The 18703-nt window shown below is 72.3% G+C and carries 13 protein-coding genes; 8 read left to right on the top strand and 5 right to left on the bottom strand.

The features are described 5' to 3' along the window. Positions 1-277 precede the first annotated feature (277 nt). The 3 genes from EST92_RS24425 (at position 278) to EST92_RS24415 (ending at position 3822) form a co-directional block, all read left to right on the top strand. Positions 278-1069, top strand: a complete 792-nt coding sequence (locus EST92_RS24425) for a hypothetical protein (RefSeq protein ID WP_129282948.1) — start codon at positions 278-280, stop codon at positions 1067-1069. 318 nt (positions 1070-1387) lie between these two features. Beyond that, positions 1388-2404, top strand: coding sequence for an endonuclease/exonuclease/phosphatase family protein (locus tag EST92_RS24420; protein WP_129282947.1), 1017 nt, complete (start codon positions 1388-1390; stop codon positions 2402-2404). 164 nt (positions 2405-2568) lie between these two features. After that, positions 2569-3822 carry an MFS transporter gene (locus tag EST92_RS24415; protein ID WP_129282946.1) on the top strand — a complete coding sequence of 418 codons (1254 nt, stop codon included), beginning with the start codon at positions 2569-2571 and terminating at the stop codon, positions 3820-3822. Positions 3823-3929: 107 nt separating this feature from the next. On the opposite strand, the gene EST92_RS24410 is transcribed toward EST92_RS24415, so the two are convergent. Then, on the bottom strand, positions 3930-5684 hold the full coding sequence (locus EST92_RS24410) for an NAD+ synthase (RefSeq protein ID WP_129282945.1): 1755 nt from the start codon (positions 5682-5684) through the stop codon (positions 3930-3932). A gap of 62 nt (positions 5685-5746) precedes the next feature. Then, on the bottom strand, positions 5747-7390 hold the full coding sequence (locus tag EST92_RS24405) for a multicopper oxidase family protein (protein ID WP_129282944.1): 1644 nt from the start codon (positions 7388-7390) through the stop codon (positions 5747-5749). A 292-nt stretch (positions 7391-7682) separates the two neighbouring features. On the opposite strand from EST92_RS24405, the gene EST92_RS24400 reads away from it, so the two are divergent. The 5 genes from EST92_RS24400 to EST92_RS24380 all read left to right on the top strand — a co-directional run bounded on the left by EST92_RS24400 (position 7683) and on the right by EST92_RS24380 (position 15432). After that, positions 7683-8594: an alpha/beta hydrolase gene (locus EST92_RS24400; protein ID WP_254068984.1), complete on the top strand. Its 912-nt coding sequence runs from the start codon at positions 7683-7685 to the stop codon at positions 8592-8594. Between the two features lie 378 nt (positions 8595-8972). Next, a complete protein-coding gene (gene glnA, locus EST92_RS24395) occupies positions 8973-10334 on the top strand; it encodes a type I glutamate--ammonia ligase (protein WP_129282943.1) in 1362 nt (453 codons plus the stop codon). A 26-nt stretch (positions 10335-10360) separates the two neighbouring features. Then, complete coding sequence (locus EST92_RS24390; protein ID WP_129282942.1) at positions 10361-13387, top strand: bifunctional [glutamine synthetase] adenylyltransferase/[glutamine synthetase]-adenylyl-L-tyrosine phosphorylase; 3027 nt, start codon at positions 10361-10363, stop codon at positions 13385-13387. A 356-nt stretch (positions 13388-13743) separates the two neighbouring features. After that, a complete protein-coding gene (locus EST92_RS24385; protein ID WP_129282941.1) occupies positions 13744-14415 on the top strand; it encodes a HEAT repeat domain-containing protein in 672 nt (223 codons plus the stop codon). A gap of 3 nt (positions 14416-14418) precedes the next feature. Next, the gene (locus tag EST92_RS24380; RefSeq protein ID WP_129282940.1) at positions 14419-15432 is read left to right on the top strand and encodes a MerR family transcriptional regulator; all 1014 of its coding nucleotides are present in this window, start codon (positions 14419-14421) and stop codon (positions 15430-15432) included. Between the two features lie 270 nt (positions 15433-15702). Here the strand turns inward: EST92_RS24380 and EST92_RS24375 are convergent, their stop codons facing one another. The 3 genes from EST92_RS24375 to EST92_RS24365 form a co-directional block, all read right to left on the bottom strand. After that, on the bottom strand, positions 15703-16539 hold the full coding sequence (locus EST92_RS24375; protein ID WP_174244118.1) for a phosphatase PAP2 family protein: 837 nt from the start codon (positions 16537-16539) through the stop codon (positions 15703-15705). Between the two features lie 118 nt (positions 16540-16657). Beyond that, on the bottom strand, positions 16658-17707 hold the full coding sequence (locus EST92_RS24370) for a LacI family DNA-binding transcriptional regulator (protein ID WP_129251031.1): 1050 nt from the start codon (positions 17705-17707) through the stop codon (positions 16658-16660). 24 nt (positions 17708-17731) lie between these two features. Next, the coding region (locus EST92_RS24365; protein ID WP_129282939.1) for an alpha-amylase family glycosyl hydrolase at positions 17732-18703 on the bottom strand (972 nt) is incomplete at its 5' end.

Genomic DNA, 18703 nt, shown 5'->3' with positions numbered 1-18703 from the left:
CGTCGTTGCCGCCCACGGCGACTCGGTCCCCCCTCCCTTCGGACCCCCCCGGCTCCGATCCTTCGCCGGGGGAAACCTGCCCGTCCCCGTCCGGCACGTGAGCCCCCGCCGGTCCGGTCCGGCCGTCGGCGCTGCCGGGGGCCGGCGCGCGCCCACCCGCCGTTCCCCCACGGCCGCGCGGACCGGCCGGCCGGCGCGCGTCCGGGTGGCGGCGCCGGCACCCGTGCCCCCGGAGTCGAGGCCGGCGGAGCGTACCGCCGCCGGGCTGCTCGGGACCGTGACGGCGCAGGCCTCCTTCCTCGTGGCGGTCATGTACTTCCTCGGTGCGGTCTATTTGACGGCCTACTACCACTACTTCCGGGTGGACGCCTTCAGTCTCGGCTTCGGCTTCGCCGAGCTGGCGCTGCAGAGCCTGAACCTCCTGACCGCGTCCGCCGCGATCGTCCTGACCGTCGCGGTCCTGGCGGCACGTCACTTCGCCACCGGGGAACCGGTTCCCGGCCAGGGCCGGGTGGTGCGGGCGGTGGACCGGGGCCTGCGGGCCGCGGCACGGGCACACCTGTACGTCGTGGGGGCCGGCGTCGTCCTTCTGCTCCTTTGGCCGTACATCCGGCCCTATGAGTGGTCCGGCCCGGCGCTGCTCGGGGTCGGGGTACTCCTGGGTCAGCGCGGGCGGGCTCCCGACGCGGCCGCCCCGCCGGGAGTGTGGAGCAAGGCGGCGCCCGTCTTCGCGGCCGGCCTCCTGGTGATGTGGGCGCTCAGCCTCGCCACCGGCCAACTCGCCGCGGGCGAGGCCCGCGAGGCCGCCGCGAACCTCCCGCGCCGCACCGCCGTCGTCCTGCTGAGCACCGCCCGGCTCGGCCTGGCAGGTCCGGGGCTGACGGTGGAGGACCTGGGGTCCGGGGTGCGCTACCGCTACCGCTACACCGGCCTGCGTCGGCTCATCGAACGCAACGGCCGGTACTACCTGCTGCCCGTCGGCTGGACCGCCGGGACCGGCCCCACGTATGTCATCCAGGACGGCGCGGGCATCCGGGTCGAACTGCTGCCCGGCACGCGGCGGGGGTGAGGAGCCGGCGGCGGGGAGCCACGGCGGCCCGCCGGTCCCGCGCGTGCCGCATTGGCCAGTTGGCCGGTTGACCAGCGGATTCGACGTGTTCAGGCACCATTGCCGCGAACGGCGAACATCCGGGCCTGTCGTCACAACTGGGGTGCCTCATGACGGGACCATGCCCGTTCTGTCACAGCCGTTGTCACACGTCCCGAGGCCGGAACCTCGACCCGGCAGCGCGCCGTCCTCACTTCTAAGAAAGCGCATTACGGACCATCGCCTAGGGTCGGAGACCACAGGTGAGGCGCAGCGGAGCAAGGCAGTGAGGACGGCTACATGGCGCAGGCATACATGACGGAACCGGGGCAGGGGCACAACGCCGGGCAAGCCGGTTCCCGGGCCGCACGCCTGCGGAACTGGTGGCGCCCCGACGGCATGTGGCGGCGCGGCATCGTCCTCGCGGTGCTCGCCGTCGTGCTCGGGCTGCTGATGATTCTGCACGCCCGGGTCCCCAACACCGTGGGAAACCTGGGCAGTCTGCTGGAGACCTTCCTGCCGTGGGTGGGGCTGGGCATCCCGCTGCTGCTCGTCGCCGCGGTGCTGCGCCGCTCGGCCACCGCACTGGTCGCCCTGCTGCTGCCGGCCTTCGTGTGGGTCAACCTCTTCGGGAGCCAGGTCACCGACAAGGCCGGCGAGGGCGGCAACGTCACCGTCGTCACCCACAACGTCAGTGTCGACAACCCCGACCCGGCGGGCACCGCAAAGGATCTCGTGGCGTCCGGCGCCGAGGTGGTGGCCCTGGAGGAGCTCGGAGACGCGTTGCCGACCTACCGCCAGGAGCTGGCGAAGGCGTATCCGTACCACACGATCGAGGGCACGGTCGGCCTGTGGAGCAAGCGCCCGCTGTCCGACACCCGGCCGGTGGACACCAAGATGGGGTGGAACCGCGCGCTGCGGGCCACCGTCACCGCCTCCGACGGTCAGCAGTTCGCCGTCTACGTCGCCCATCTGCCGTCGGTACGGGTCAACCCCCAGAAGGGCTTCACCGCCAACCCGCGCGACGCCAGCGCCAAGGCGCTGGGTGAGGCGATCGCCGCCGACCCGGTGAAGAAGGTCGTGCTGCTCGGCGACCTCAACGGGACCATGAACGACCGCTCGCTGGCCCCGGTCACCTCCCAGATGCGCTCCGCGCAGGGAGCGGCGGGCGACGGCTTCGGCTTCACCTGGCCGGCATCGTTCCCGATGGCCCGGATCGACCAGATCATGATGAAGGGGATGTCCCCGGTCAAGGCCTGGGTGATGCCGTCGACCGGCAGTGACCATCTGCCGATCGCGGCGTCGGTGAAGATCTGACGGACGGCGGGGCGCGCGGCCGACGGAGAGCGGAAACGGGGGCGTCACGCCCCGTTCCCCTGCCGGAATACCTGGCCTGAGAGACTTTGTTCCGTAAGAGAACTTAGCGCTTACGGTCCGTTGTCCGCGTGCCCGTCCGCACGCCCACCCCTGGAAGGTCTTTCATGCCCTTGGCTCTGCTCGCGCTCGCGATCTCGGCCTTCGGTATCGGCACCACCGAATTCGTGATGATGGGCCTGCTGCCCGATGTCGCGGACGATCTGGGCACCTCGGTGCCCACCGCCGGCCACCTCGTCTCCGCCTACGCCCTCGGCGTCGTCGTCGGCGCCCCGCTCCTGACCGCCCTCGGCTCCCGCATGCCGCGCCGGCGGATGCTGGTGGCGCTGATGGCGGTCTTCACGGTCGGCAACCTCGCCTCCGCCCTGGCGCCCACCTTCGGCCTGCTGATCGCCGGCCGCCTGCTGGCCGGCCTGCCGCACGGGGCGTTCTTCGGCGTCGGCGCGGTGGTCGCGGCCCGGCTGGTGCGCGAGGGCCGGCAGGCCCGCGCGGTCGCCACGATGTTCCTCGGCCTGACCATCGCCAACATCGTCGGCGTCCCCGTCGCGACCCTCCTGGGCCAGCAGCTCGGCTGGCGCGCCACGTTCCTGGTCGTGGCCGCCATCGGCCTGGTCGCGATGGCCGCGCTGGTCCGGCTCCTGCCGCCGCTGCCGGCCGGCGCACGCACCGGCCTGGGCCGCGAACTGCGCGCGCTGGGCCACCACCAGGTGCTGCTCGGCCTGCTCACCACCGTCTTCGGCTTCGCCGGGGTCTTCGCCGTCTACAGCTACCTCGCGTCGATGATGACCGAGGTCACCGGCTTCGCGGCGGGCTCGGTCCCGCTGGTGCTGGCCCTCTTCGGCATCGGGATGACCCTCGGCGCCCTGGCGGCGGGCCCGCTCACCGACCGGGCCCTGCGCCCCACCCTCTACGGCTCCCTGGCGGCCCTGACCCTCGTCCTGACGGCCTTTCACTTCACCGCCCCCATGAAGGGGGCGGCGCTGGTGACGGTCGTCCTCATCGGAGCCGTCGGCTTCCTGACCACCACCCCGCTCCAGATGCTGGTCATGCACCAGGCCCAGCAGGCCCCGACCCTGGCCGCCGCCGCCAACCAGTCCGCCTTCAACCTGGCCAACGCCGGCGGCGCCTGGGTGGGCGGCCTGGCCCTGGCGGCCGGCTGGGGCTGGACCTCCCCGTCCCTGGTCGGCGCGGTCCTGGCCGCCCTGGGCCTGGCCGTCGCCGTCCTGGCCGGCTTCCTGGACCGCGGCGCCCACGACGCCTCCCGGATCGTGGCCCGCAGCGCCGCACCGGACGCGGCGGCGGCCACCGGCGTGGAGCCGACCACCGGCGCGGAGCTGCCGGCCGGGGAGTGCCGGGGCTGAGGCGCGTACGGGCCCGAGGCGCGTACGGGCTGAGGCGACCGCCTACCCGCCGGCCGCCTACCCGCCGGCCGCCGTCCGCCGTCCGCCCGTCCTCCCGCCGCCGTCCGTCAGCCGCCTTCCCGCCAGTGGTTGGTGATCGGCAGCCGGCGGTCCTTGCCGAATCCCTTCGAGGAGATCTTGGGGCCCGGCGGGTACTGGCGGCGCTTGTATTCGGCCCGGTCGACCATCCGCAGCACCCGCGTCACCAGCCCGTCGTCGAAGCCCTGGCCGACGATCTCCTCGCGGCCCTGGTCACGGTCGACGTAGAGCTCCAGGATGCGGTCCAGGACGTCGTAGTCGGGCAGTGAGTCGGTGTCGACCTGGCCGGGGCGGAGTTCGGCGCTCGGCGGCTTGGTGAGGGTGTGCTCCGGGATCGGCGGGGTGTGGCCGCGCTCGGCGGCGGCCTGGTTGCGCCAGCGGGCCAGTTGATAGACGACGGACTTGTAGACGTCCTTGATGGGGCCGTAGCCGCCGACCGAATCGCCGTACAGGGTCGAATAGCCGCACGCCAGCTCGGACTTGTTGCCGGGCGCGAGGACCAGATGGCCCTCCTGGTTGGAAATCGCCATCAAGGTGGTGCCGCGCAGCCGCGACTGCAGATTCTCCTCGGCCAGACCGGTCAGCGGCAGCGCCTCCATGTACGCGTCGAACATCGGGCCGATCGGCACCGTACGGAAGGACAGGCCGGTCCGCCGGGCGAGTTCGGCGGCGTCGGTCAGGGAGTGCTCGGACGAGTAGCGGGAGGGCATCGCCACCGCGTGGACCTGGGAGGCCCCCACCGCGTCACAGGCGAGGGCGGCGACCAGCGCCGAGTCGATCCCGCCGGAGAGGCCGAGCACCACACTGCGGAAGCCGTTCTTTGCGACGTACGCGCGCAGCCCGACGACCAGCGCGGTGTAGATCTCTTCGAGGTCCGTGAGGCGTTCGGCCTCACCCCCGGGGGTCTCGGGCGCATAGTGCGGCAGCGGGTCCGGGGTGAGGACGCGGTGGTCGACGCGCAGCCCGTCGTCCAGGACGCCGGAGGGCGGCTGCGGGGCCGCGGCCGGCAGGTCCAGGTCGACCAGGACACAGCCCTCCGCGAACTGCGGTGCCCGCGCGATCACCGTGCCGTCCCTGTCGACGACGATCGAGTCACCGTCGAAGACCAGCTCGTCCTGCCCGCCGATCATCGCCAGATAGGCGGTGGTGCAGCCGGCTTCCTTGGCCCGCCTACGGACCAGCTCCAGCCGGGTGTCGTCCTTGTCCCGCTCGTACGGCGAGGCGTTGACCGACACCAGCAGCCCGGCGCCCGCGCTCCGCGTCGCCGGCACCCGGCCGCCGTCCTGCCACAGGTCCTCGCAGATGGCGAGCGCCACATCCACCCCGTGCACCCGGACGACGGGCAGGGTGTCGCCGGGGACGAAGTAGCGGAACTCGTCGAAGACTCCGTAGTTGGGAAGGTGGTGTTTGGAGAAGGTGAGCGCGATCTCGCCGTGGTGGAGGACGGCCGCGGCATTCTGGGGGGCGCCCGCGGGCTTGCCGTAGCGGGGTGTGTCCTGCGCCCCGCGGTCGAGATAGCCGACGATCACCGGGAGGTCGCCCAGGCCCTGCTCGGCCAGCCGGCCGGCCAGCGTCCGCAGCGCACCGCGGCTCGCCTCGACGAACGACCGGCGCAGCGCGAGGTCCTCGACGGGATAGCCGGTCAGTGCCATCTCGGGGAAGGCGACGAGGTGGGCGCCCTGGTCGGCGGCGTGCCGGGTCCACTGCAGGATCGTCTCGGCGTTCCGGGCGAGATCGCCGACGCACGAATCGATCTGATTGAGGGCGAGACGAAGTTGAGGCACCCCGCCAGTCTAATCGTCTTTCTGACGCAATAGGCCGGGGAGTGGCCGGCGGTCCGCTTCCGCTACGTCCTCCGGTAGCCGACGACCGTCATCATCCCCGACTCCGAGTGATAGACGTTGTGGCAGTGGACCATCCACAGTCCGGGGTTGTCGGCGTCGAAGTCGACGTTCAGGGACCGGCCGGGCAGCAGACTCAGGGTGTCCTTGCGGGGGCCGTCGTCGGGCAGCGCGAAGGTGTGGCCGTGCAGATGCATCGGGTGCCACATCCGGGTGTGGTTGCGGAAGCGGATCCGGACCCGCTCACCTGCCTCGACGGGATACCGCTGGGACGAGGTGTACGGCTTCGAATTGATCGCCCAGTCCCACTTCCGCATGGTGCCGGTGGCGGTCATCGTCAGGGTGCGGTCGGGGCTCCGCGAGCCGAGCCGGACCGACTCCGCGGCCCGCAGCCGGTCCGCGGTCAGCACCTCGCCGCGCAGTTCCCGGGGCCGGGCGGACTCACCGGGCGCCTCGCCGTCGCCGGTGCGCAGCACGGCCAGCGCGGAGCGCTTCTTGCCCTCGGCGAGCGCGGTGAGAGGGAAGACCCCGTCCCCGGCCGTGACCAGGACGTCATAGCGCTCGGCCATCCCGAGCAGCAGCGCGTCGGTCTCGGTGTGCTCGACGGGCCAGCCGTCGGTGTGGGTCACGGTCATCCGGTGGCCGCCGAGCGCCACCCGGTAGGCGGTGTCGGCGCCCGCGTTGATGAAGCGGATCCGGATCCGGTCGCCGGGCCGGGCCCGGAAGGTCTCCGGGTCCTTGGTGCTCCGGCCGTTGATGAGGTGGAACGGGTGGTCCACATCGCCCGCGTCGCCGCCGAGCAGCCTGCTCTTGGCGCCCGTCAGCATCCGGGACGGGCCGTTCGCGGTGCCCGCCGACCCCTTCTTCCCGCCGTCGCCGCCCATGTTCATGTCGTCATGGCCCGTGCCGCCGCCGACCCGCCCCCCGCTCAGCTCGGCCAGCACCGCCTCCGGTTGGCTGCCGTCGACCCCGTCGAGCCAGTCGTCGATCATGACGATCCACTCCCTGTCGTACGAGAGCGGCTCCTTGGGGTCGTCGACGATCAACGGCGCGTACAGCCCGCGGTCCAGCTGGGTCCCCGAGTGCGGATGTACCCAGTGGGTGCCGGGCTCGGTGATCGCGAAGTGGTAGTCGAAGGTGGCGCCGGACGTGAGGGACCGCTGGGTCAGGCCGGGGACGCCGTCCATGTCGTTGCGCACCGCCAGCCCGTGCCAGTGCAGGGTCGTGGACTGCGGAAGGTGGTTGGCGAGGGTCAGGGTGAGCCGGTCGCCCGCCGTGACCCGGATCTCCCTGCCGGGCAGCCGGCCGTCGTACGCCCAGGTCCGGACGGTGTGACCGCCCAGGTCCAGCTCGGTCTCGGTGGCGGTCAGCGTGGCGCTGCGTACGGGGCCCGAGCCACGCTTGCGCTCGGCCTCGGCGACCTCCGGGCCGTCGGGGGTGACATAGCCGGACGGGGTGTCGTCGCCGGGGCCGTGCGAGACGTCCATGCCGTTCTTGTCGTGCGTGGGTGTCGTGGCGTGCGTGTGGTGCATGTCGTGCCTGCCGGTGCGGACGGAGCCGGAGGCGCGGGTGGCACCGGCGGGCAGCAGACCGCTGCCGGCGACGGCGATACCCGCGCCGAGCAGGGCGCGGCGGGAGGGCGTACGCATGGGGAGCACCTCGTGAGGGTGTCGGTGGTGAGGTGGACGGCAGCCGGGGAGGCCCATCCTTCGCACCCTACCCCCTAGGGGTATGACCCTCCGGGTATCCGCCGCCGAATGGGGGACCGCCGCCGGGTCCGGCCGCCGGACCCGGCCTGTCCGCGCCGCCGGACCGGCCGCCTGTGGTCGTCCGCGCCGGTATCGCCGCGACCCTCTCCACCGGCTGCCTATTCTTGGGCTCTCTGCGCCTTCCGCGTGCCTGCCCGCCCGTGCGTCCGGCCGGGTCCACCCGATCACCTGGATGTCCGTGACCCCGATGAGCCCCCACCCGCTCCCCCTCCCCGTCCCCGGCCGGTTCGTGCGGGTCGGCGGGGTGCCGCTGCATGTGCTGACCGAGGGGCGCGGGCCGGTCTGCGTCCTCAGCGGCGGTCTCGGCATGGCCTGGTACGACTGGGACGCCGTCGCCGCACTGCTCGCCCCGTACCGCACCGTCGTCCGCTTCGACCGGCCCGGGCTCGGCCTGAGCGCCCCCGCCCCCGGGCCGCCCACGCTCGCCGCCGAGGCCGACCGGATCGCCCACCTCCTTGACGCGCTCGGCCACTTCGGCCCGGTCACCGTCGTCGGCCACTCGCTCGCCGGCTTCCACGCCGAGGCGTTCGCCCGGCTGCACCCCGCGCGCTGCGCCGGGATCGTGCTGGCCGACGGCAGCATCGAGGACGCGCCCCGGCCCCGGCTGCCGCGCGCGGTGCGGACCGCCGTGGCGGGCACGGTGGCCGCCGCGGTGTCCGCGGCCGGGCTGCCGCGCGCCCTGGGTCCGGCCGCCCGCCGGCTGATCGACCGTGCCACGACGGTCGGCGCTCATCCGCCGCACCCGTGGGAGCACGCCTACCGCACCAGCCGGGTCCTGCGGGCCTGCGTCCTGGAGAACGCAACCTACGGCGACCAGGCCGCGGAGCTCGCCGCGCTGCGTCCGGCCCGCCCGCTGCCCGCGGCCCCGGTCACCGTCCTCGCGGCGTACGACGGCAGCGAGACGGCACGGCAACTGCGCTGGCTGGAGCGGCAGCGCGGGCTCGCCGCGGAGCTGGGCGGCCGGTTCGCCCTCGCCGCGCCCGCGGGCCACCTGCTGATGGCCGATGCGCCGGCGTCGGTGGCGCGGGCGGTGCTGGACCTGTCGGGGACGGGGCGGGACGCGGAGGTTCCGGAGCGGCCGTGAACATCTTTCGGGTCGTCCCGCGCACGGCGATCCCGGAGCGTCCGTAACCATCTCGGGTCGTCCTGGGTGGCCCCGCCCCCAACGCCCGGTACCCGCCCGTACACGCCCGGTGAATTCCATGGAACGGAGCCGTCAACGCCTGGTCAACGTGGCCTCAGCGCGGGTCCAAGACTGGGCCAAGCCGCCCGATTGCCGCCGCCCGCGGCGCTGAGCCCGCCCGCCGCGGGAAGGATGGAGCTGAGGGTTACGGGACGGCGGTTCTGATTCAGGCCAAGGGTGCGTAATGTGACGGTAACCCCCTCACGTGATACTGGTGTGCCGAACCACGTTGCCCGATGTGGCTCGACAGGCTGATTGACCTGCAAGGATTGGTGACCCATGGACAAGCAGCAGGAGTTTGTGCTCCGGACGCTGGAGGAGCGCGACATCCGCTTCGTACGGCTGTGGTTCACCGACGTGCTCGGGTTCCTGAAGTCCGTGGCGGTGGCGCCCGCGGAGCTGGAGCAGGCCTTCGACGAGGGCATCGGTTTCGACGGCTCGGCCATCGAAGGATTCGCCCGGGTGTACGAATCCGACATGATCGCCAAGCCGGACCCCGCCACCTTCCAGATCCTTCCCTGGCGCGCGGAGGCCCCCGGCACCGCCCGGATGTTCTGCGACATCCTGATGCCGGACGGCTCCCCCTCCTACGCCGACCCGCGCTACGTCCTCAAGCGCATCCTGGCCAAGACCTCCGACCTCGGGTTCACCTTCTACACCCACCCGGAGATCGAGTTCTTCCTGCTCAAGGACAAGCCCGTGGACGGCTCCCGGCCGATCCCGGGCGACTCCTCCGGCTACTTCGACCACACCCCGCAGAACGTCGGCATGGACTTCCGCCGGCAGGCCATCACCATGCTGGAATCGATGGGCATCTCGGTGGAGTTCAGTCACCACGAGGGCGCCCCCGGCCAGCAGGAGATCGATCTGCGCTACGCCGACGCCCTCTCGACGGCCGACAACATCATGACGTTCCGGCTGGTCATGAAGCAGGTGGCGCTGGAGCAGGGCGTCCAGGCGACGTTCATGCCCAAGCCGTTCTCGGAGTACCCGGGCTCCGGGATGCATACCCACCTCTCGCTCTTCGAGGGCGACCGCAACGCCTTCCACGAGTCGGGTGCCGAGTACCAACTCTCCAAGGTGGGCCGCTCGTTCATCGCCGGCCTGCTGCGGCACGCCGGGGAGATCTCCGCCGTCACCAACCAGTGGGTCAACTCCTACAAGCGCATCTGGGGCGGCGCCAACCGCACCGCGGGCGCCGGCGGCGAGGCCCCCTCCTACATCTGCTGGGGCCACAACAACCGCTCCGCGCTGATCCGCGTGCCGATGTACAAGCCCGGCAAGATGGGCTCGACCCGGGTCGAGGTCCGCTCGATCGACTCCGGCGCCAACCCGTATCTGACGTACGCGGTGCTGCTCGCGGCCGGCCTCAAGGGCATCGAGGAGGGCTACGAGCTGCCGGCCGGCGCCGATGACGACGTCTGGGCGCTGTCCGACTCCGAGCGCAGGGCGATGGGCATCGAGCCGCTGCCGCAGAACCTCGGCGAGGCCATCGACCTGATGGAGCGCAGCGAACTGGTCGCCGAGACCCTCGGTGAGCACGTCTTCGACTTCTTCCTCCGCAACAAGAAGCAGGAGTGGGAGGAGTACCGCTCCGAGGTCACCGCCTTCGAGCTGCGCAAGATGCTGCCCGTGCTCTGAGCCACCGCGCCACCGAGAGGCTGACCATGGCACTACCCGCTCCGCAGGGACGGCGGAGCAGCACCTTCACCCGGCTGCTGAGGCACGGTTTCACCGACCCCTCGGCGGCCGGGGAGCTGCTCGATTCCCCCGGCCTCGCCCCGGTACGCGACGATTCGGTGCTGCTCGAAGCGCTCGGTGCCACCGCGGACCCGGATCTCGCGCTGCGCGGCCTGGCCCGGCTGGTGGAGCGGCAGGGCGGGCCGGACGCCCAGCAGACGCTGCTCAGCACGGTCGTCGCGGCGAAACCGCTGCGCGACCGCCTGCTGGGGGTGCTCGGTGCCTCCGAGGCGCTCGCCGACCACCTCGTCCGCCATCCGCAGGACTGGCAGTCGCTGGTCACCTACGAATCGGTGGACCTGCACCCCACCACCCCCGAGTTCGAGCAGGCGCTCGCCGAGGGCATCTGGGGCGAACACGGCGCCGACCGGCCGCGCGCGGACGCCCTGCGCACCGCCTACCGCCGCGCCCTGCTGGGGATCGCCGCCCGCGATGTGTGCGGGACGACCGATGTCGCCGAGGCCGCGGCCGAGCTCGCCGACCTGGCCACCGCCACGATCCGGGCCGCCCTGGAGATCAGCTACGAAGAGGCGCCCGGCGACGCCGCGGTGTGCAAACTGGCCGTCATCGGCATGGGGAAATGCGGCGGCCGGGAGCTGAACTACGTCTCGGACGTCGATGTCATCTTCGTGGCCGAGGCCAAGGAAGGCGTCGACGAGGCCAAGGCACTCCAGGCCGCGACCCGGATCGCGGCCCGCATGATGCGGCTGTGCTCGGACAACACCGTCGAGGGCACCATCTGGCCGGTGGACGCCAACCTGCGCCCCGAGGGCCGCAACGGCCCGCTGGTGCGCACGCTCACCAGCCATCTCGCCTACTACCAGCGGTGGGCCAAGACCTGGGAGTTCCAGGCGCTGCTCAAGGCCCGCCCGATGGCCGGTGACCTCGGGCTGGGCGAGGAGTACATCGACGCACTGGCGCCCATGGTGTGGGAGGTCGCCGAGCGGGAGAACTTCGTTGCCGATGTGCGCCAGATGCGCCGCCGGGTCGTCGAGAACATCCCCGCCGCACAGGTCGAACGGGAGCTCAAGCTCGGCCCCGGCGGGCTGCGCGACGTCGAATTCGCCGTCCAGCTGCTCCAGTTGGTGCACGGCCGCAGCGATGCCACCCTGCGCAGCGCCACCACCCTCGACGCCCTGGCCGCACTGGCGGCCGGCGGCTATGTCGGACGCCAGGACGCCGCGGCCCTGGACGCCGCCTACCGCTTCCTGCGCACCCTGGAGCACCGCATCCAGCTCTTCCGGATGCGCCGTACCCATCTGATGCCCGAGGACGAGGGCGAACTGCGGCGCCTGGCCCGCTCGTTGGGGCTGCGCACCGAGCCCGTCGACACCCTCCGCAAGGAGTGGAAGTGGCACGCCCGGGAAGTTCGCCGGCTGCACGAGAAGCTCTTCTACCGCCCGCTGCTCGACGCCGTCGCCACCCTGGAGACCGGCGAGACCCGGCTGTCCGCCCGGGCGGCCGGCCATCGCCTCGAAGCGCTCGGCTACGCCGACCCGGTGGGCGCGCTGCGCCACCTGGAGGCCCTGGCGTCCGGCGTGACCCGTAAGGCCGCCATCCAGCGGACCCTCCTCCCGGTGCTGCTGGCCTGGTTCGCGGACTCCGCCGACCCGGACGCCGGACTGCTCAACTTCCGCAAGGTCTCCGACGCCCTCGGCAAGACACCCTGGTACCTGCGGCTGCTGCGCGACGAGGGCGCCGCCGCCGAGAACCTCGCCCGGGTGCTGTCCGCCGGCCGGCTCGCCCCCGATCTGCTGCTCCGCGCCCCCGAGGCGGTCGCCCTGCTCGGCGCCGCCGACGGCCTCCAGGCGCGCAGCCGGGCCGCGCTGGAGCAGGAGGTGCTGGCCGCGGTCGGCCGCGCGGACGGTGCGGAGGCGGCGGTCGCCGCGGCCCGCGGGGTGCGCCGCCGGGAGCTGTTCCGTACCGCCGCGGCGGATGTGATCGGCGCGTACGGCACCGAGTACAGCCCCGCGCACACCGACCACGGCCGCTCCGTCGACGCGGTCGGCTCGGCGGTCTCCGACCTCAACGCCGCGACCCTGGCCGGCGCGCTGCGTGCCGCGGTCCGCGCCCAGTGGGGCGACACCCTGCCCACCCGCTTCGCGGTGATCGGCATGGGCCGCTTCGGCGGCCGGGAGCTGAGCTACGGCTCGGACGCCGACGTCCTGTTCGTCCACGAACCGCGCGAGGGCGCCGACGAGCAGGAGGCCGCCCAGGCCGCCCAGGCCGTCGCCAACGAGATGCGCCGGCTGCTCGAACTCCCCTCCTCCGACCCGCCGTTGCCCATCGACGCGGATCTCCGCCCGGAGGGCAGGTCCGGCCCGCTCGTCCGGACGCTCGCCTCCTACGCCGCCTACTACCGCCGCTGGTCGCTGGTCTGGGAGTCGCAGGCCCTGCTGCGCGCCGAGCCGGTCGCGGGCGACGCGGAGCTGGGACAGCGGTTCATCGACCTGATCGACCCGCTGCGCTACCCCGCCGAGGGGCTCGGGGACGAGGCGGTCCGCGAGATCCGCAAACTCAAGGCCCGGATGGAGGCCGAGCGGCTGCCCCGCGGCGCGGACCCGACCACCCACGCCAAGCTGGGGCGCGGCGGCCTGAGCGACGTCGAGTGGACGGTCCAGCTCCTCCAGATGCAACACGGCTGGGAGATCCCCGGCCTGCGCACCACCCGCACCCGCGAGGCGTTGGCGGCCGCGCACGCCGCCGAGCTGATCGGCACCGAGGACGCCCAAACCCTCGACGAGGCCTGGGTGCTGGCCGCCCGGGTACGCAACGCGGTGATGCTGGTCCGCGGCCGCCCCGGCGACACGTTCCCCGTCGACGGCCGGGAGCTGTCGGCGGTGGCCCGCTACCTCGGCTACGAGGAGGGGCACGTCGGCGAGTTGCTCGACGACTACCGGCGGATCACGCGGCGGGCGCGGGGTGTGGTGGAGGAACGCTTTTACGGAGCGTAGCCGCTGCGCTTGGCTTGGCTTCCCACGTTTTCGGCTTTCCCGCCGTGTGTCTTCTCGCCGTTGCGCTTTGCGGCGCGCCCTACGTTTTTGGCTTTCCCGCCGTGGTTGCTTCTCGCCGTTGCGCCTGCGGCGGGCTGGGTTTGTGTGGGGTGCGGTGACGGACCTCGGGGGCCGGTGTGTGGGACTGCTTCGCTTTACGTCCCACACACCGGCCCCTCCGGCCCGTCCCCTCCCGTGGGGGGAGTGAGTGACGGTGGGTGGGGGTGTACGTAAGAGGAGCTGACGGAAGGTCACTGGCCCTGCTTGACCTTGACACGGTGACAGGGTCTTCACTCCTTGCCCAGGAGGTGGTCTCGATGACGATCACAAGACAGGACCCGGAGGCGATGCGAGCGCTCCAGGGGTTGGAGGACGGCCGTTCGTCAGTGCGGCTGCGGTCCGCACTGGCGGTCGGCACGACGCCTGATCCGCGCTTCGTCGGCAAGCTCGTCGAGCGGTGCGCGATCGAGCCCGAGTTCTTCGTCCGCGACATGCTGACCTGGGCGCTCACCCGCCATCCGGTGTCCATGACGCTTCCCGAGCTGCTCCGCGAGGTGCGCTCGGAGCGTACGCAGGCACGGAGCCAGGCGCTGCACACGCTGTCCAAGATCGGGGACCGGCAGGCGTGGCCGGCGATCACCCGAACACTCCTGTGCGACGCCGACGATGAGGTGGCCCGAACCGCCTGGCGGGCAGCGGTCGTGCTGGTGCCGGAAGGCGAGGAGTCCGCGCTGGCCACGGTGTTGGCGACGCAGCTCGGGCGCGGTGAGCGGGAAACGCAGTTGAGTCTCAGCCGGGCACTGGTCGCGCTGGGTGAGGCGGTTGTGCCGGCTCTCCGTTCCGCGACGACGGCCCCTGACCCGCGCATGCGCGCGCACGCGCTCGCCACACAACGGCTGCTGCGTGACCCGGACACCGGCTTCGAGTTCGCCATCGAGGAGGCGAAGCGCGTCGTGGCCCTCGGCGGGTCCGGCCGGGAGGGACAATAGGACGTGTTGATCGGTGAGGTGGCGCGACGGTCCGGGGTCAGTGCCCGCATGCTCCGGCATTACGAGTCGCTCGGTCTGGTGCGCCCTTCGGGCCGTACCGGCTCCGGGTATCGGGAGTACTCCGGCGAGGACATCCAACGGATCTTCCACATCGAGAGCCTGCGGTCGCTGGGACTCTCGCTGCGTGAGATCGGGCGCGCGCTCGACGAACCCGGCTTCGCGCCCTCGGCACTCGTCGACGACCTCATCCGCCAGACGCGCGACCGCATCGCGGCCGAGACCGAGCTGCTCACACGGCTCCGCCGGATCCATGCCGCGGATCCCGCCGGCTGGGAGGACGTCCTCCAGGTCGTCGCGCTCCTCCAGGCACTGGGCTCGAAGAGCGCCGACACGCGTCAGCGTGCGGCCCTGTCCTCGGTCGACGAGGTTCCGGTGCCGGTGGAGGCGCTGGTCGAGGCGGCACTCAGCGAGACGGAGCCGAACGTCGCCGGGGCCCTTCGCTGGGCGCTGGCGCGCTCGGGCGACGGCGCCCCGGCCCTGCTGGCCGAGGGCCTCGGCTCACCGGTGGCCGCGGTGCGGGAACGTGCCGTTCAGGCCCTCGCCGAGCTGCCCGCTGGTGAGGCCACCACGCACCTGCGGGATGCCCTCGCGCACCCCGACGCCGTCGTCCGCGGATACGCGGCTCTGTCGCTCGGCACACGGGGCGTGGCCGATGCGGTCCCCACCCTCATCGACATGATCGTGGACGGCAGGAACGACACCGATGCCGCCGATGCACTGAGCGTCCTGGCGAGCGACACCGCGACGGCGGACCAGCTCGCCACCAGACTCGTCGACCGCCTCGCCCACGACACCACCAACGCGCCCGCCCGCGGCCGACTGACCCAAGCCCTGGCAGGAATCCCGGGACCGACGGCCTCACATGCCCTCAAGGAGCTGTCACATGACGCGGACCGCCCCGTCGCACTGACCGCGACGTACCTCCTCCAGCTACGCGACACACCCAACACACCCTGAGCGCCCCCGCCACTTACGTACACCCCCACCCACCGTCACTCACTCCCCCCACGGGAGGGGACGGGCCGGAGGGGCCTGTTGTGTGGACGTAAAGCGAAGCAGTCCACACCACAGGCCCCGGAGGTCCGTCACCGCACCCCACACAAACCCAGCCCGCCGCAGGCGCAACGGCGAGAAGCAACCACGGCGGGCCAGCCGACACCGTACGGCGGCGCCGCAAAGCGCAACGGCGAGCAACCCCCACGGCGGGAAAGCCGACCACGTGGGAAGTCAGACAAGCGCAGCGACCCGCGTCAGCCGATGGGGAAGCGTCCCGTACCACACGCCGGCGAGTCCGAAGCCGAAGGCGAGGCACAGCACCCCACCCACCGCGTCCAGCCAGAAGTGGTTGGCGGTGGAGACGATGACGAGGAGGGTGAGGGCGGGGTAGCACAGTCCGAGGACCCTGGCCCACAGTGGCTTGGCCAGCAGGGCGATGGTGATGCCGCACCACAGCGACCAGCCGATGTGCATCGACGGCATCGCGGCGTACTGGTTGGACATCGAGGCGAGGTTGCCGGACGCCATCGAGCCCCAGGTGCCGTGGTCGACGAGGGTGTCGACGAAGCCGCCGCCCGCCATCAGCCGGGGCGGTGCCAGCGGGAAGAAGTAATAGCCGAGCAGGGCGACGCCGGTGGTGGCGAACAGGGCCAGCCGCGCCGCGGCATAGCGGCCCGGGTGCCAGCGGTAGAGCCAGACCAGCACCCCGATCGTCACGATGAAGTGCAGTGTCGCGTAGTAGTAGTTCATCGACACGATCAGCCACGTCACGGAGTCGACCGCGTGGTTGACGGTACGCTCGACGGCGATGCCCAGGGAGTGCTCCGCCTGCCAGATCCAGTCGGCGTTCCTCAGCGCCTTGGCCTTCTGCTCCGGAACGGCGTTGCGGATCATCGAATACGTCCAGTAGCTGACCGCGATCAGCAGGACCTCGAACCAGAGCCGGGGGGTGCGCGGGGACCTCAGCCGGGCCAACCGGCCCTCGTCCGCCGGACGGACCGCGGGTTCCCCGGTGGGTGTCGGGGTGGTCGGCAGGCCGTCCAGAGTCCTCGTATTCGCATCACCCATAGGCAGACAGTCTGCCAGAAAGGGGCGTGTCGCCGATCATCCTTCGGTCGGGTATTCGATGCCACATATCGGTCTTGAGGGGGACGCCGGGCCCCCGTCGTTCTCGGGGCCGCACACGTCAAAGAGCCCGCAGCGGCTTCGGGATCCGGGCCGTTTTCGGGGCCGAGGCGGTCGAGCCGCGGACCACCAGCTCGGGGTGGAAGACGAACTCGCTGTGGGGAGCGGGGGTGCCGCCGATCTCCTCCAGCAGCGCACGCACCGCCGCCTGACCCATGGCCGTGACCGGCTGCCGGATCGTGGTCAGCGGTGGGTCGGTGAAGGCGATCAAGGGGGAGTCGTCGAAGCCGACGACGGAGACGTCCCGCGGGACGTCGAGTCCGCGCTGGCGGGCCGCGCGGATCGCACCGAGCGCCATCATGTCGCTGGCGCAGACGATGGCCGTCGCGCCCCGCTCGATCAGCGCGCCGGCCGCGGCCTGCCCGCCCTCCAGGGTGTAGAGGGAGTGCTGGATGAACGGCTCCGCCTCGGCCGGGCCGGTCTGCAGCCGCTCCTGCATGCTGCGGACGAAGCCCTCGATCTTGCGCTGCACGGGGACGAAGCGTTTCGGGCCGAGTGCCAGCCCGATCCGCCGGTGCCCGAGCGCGCCGAGGTGGGTGATCGCCAGGTCCACCGCGGCCCGGTCGTCGGGGGAGACGAACGGGGCCTGCACCTTGTCGGAGAAGCCGTTGATGAGGACGAACGGCACGCCCTGGCCGCGCAGCTGTTCATAGCGCTGCATGTCGGCGGAGGTGTCGGCGTGCAGCCCGGAGACGAAGATGATGCCGGCCACCCCGCGGTCGACCAGCATCTCGGTCAGCTCGTCCTCCGTGGAGCCGCCCGGCGTCTGGGTCGCGAGGACCGGCGTATAGCCCTGGCGGGTCAGTGCCTGCCCGATGACCTGCGCGAAGGCCGGGAAGATCGGGTTCTCCAGCTCCGGGGTGATCAGTCCGACCAGCCCTGCGCTGCGCTGCCGCAGCCGCACCGGGCGTTCGTAACCCAGCACGTCGAGGGCGGCAAGCACCAACTGGCGGGTGGTGGCGGAGACACCGGGCTTCCCGTTGAGAACCCGGCTGACGGTGGCCTCGCTGACACCCGCCTGTGCTGCGATATCGGCCAGCCGGGCGGTCATGAGGGGGACTTTACCGTTCGGCTGTCAGATTGCCCACCAGGTGCAGCTGTCACCGGGCAGCACCGCGCTGCCGTCGTTGACGGTCACCGGGGTGCTGGCCAGCAGGGGGGTCCCGGGCGCCGGGAAGGCGAGGTCGCGGTCCAGGGTGTTGACGGTGCACAGCAGGCCGGGGCGGTGGAAGGCGAGCACCCCCTCGGGCGCGGACACCCAGGTCATCGGCCCGTCGCCCAGCCCCGGCAGCCGGCGGCGCAGGGCCAGCGCGGTGCGGTAGAGCTCCAGGGTGGAGGCGGGGTCGCCGGTCTGTGCGGCGACGGTCAGCGCGCGCCAGTCGGCGGGCTGCGGCAGCCAGCTGCCGCCGGGCCCGAAGCCGTACGGCGGCCGCTCGCCGGACCAGGGGAGCGGGACCCGGCAGCCGTCGCGGAAGCCGTCCTGGCCGCTGGTGTCACCTGCGTCGGCGGCGGGGGCGTCGGCCGCCGGGGCGGGGCGGCGGCCGCGGAAGAACGCCGGGTCCTGGCGGACCTCGTCGGGCAGGTCGGTGACCTCGGGCAGGCCCAGTTCCTCGCCCTGGTAGAGGTAGGCGGAGCCGGGCAGCGCCAGCATCAGGAGGGTGGCGGCGCGGGCGCGGTCCAGGCCGCCGCCGAGGCGGGTGGTGTGGCGTACGACGTCGTGGTTGGACAGGACCCAGGTGGTGGGGGCGGAGACCGGGCGCATGGCGTCGAGCGAGGTGTCGATCGCCTCGCGGAGGGCGGGCGCGTCCCAGTCGGTGTTCAGGTAATGGAAGTTGAAGGCCTGGTGGAGTTCGTCGGGGCGCAGGTAGCGGGCGGTGCGTTCGACGGTGGGGGTCCAGGCCTCTGCGACCGCGATCCGCTCGCCCGCATACTCATCGAGGACGGTGCGCCAGGTGCGGTGGATGGCGTGCACCCCGTCCTGGTCGAAGAACGGCAGGACCTGGGTACCGATCAGCTGGGCCTGTTGGCCGTGGCCGATGTCCGGCAG

It is taken from the genome of Streptomyces sp. TM32, assembly GCF_004122755.1.
In the GTDB taxonomy this organism is placed as follows: domain Bacteria; phylum Actinomycetota; class Actinomycetes; order Streptomycetales; family Streptomycetaceae; genus Streptomyces; species Streptomyces sioyaensis.
This window is presented reverse-complemented; position numbering and strand designations above follow the sequence as displayed.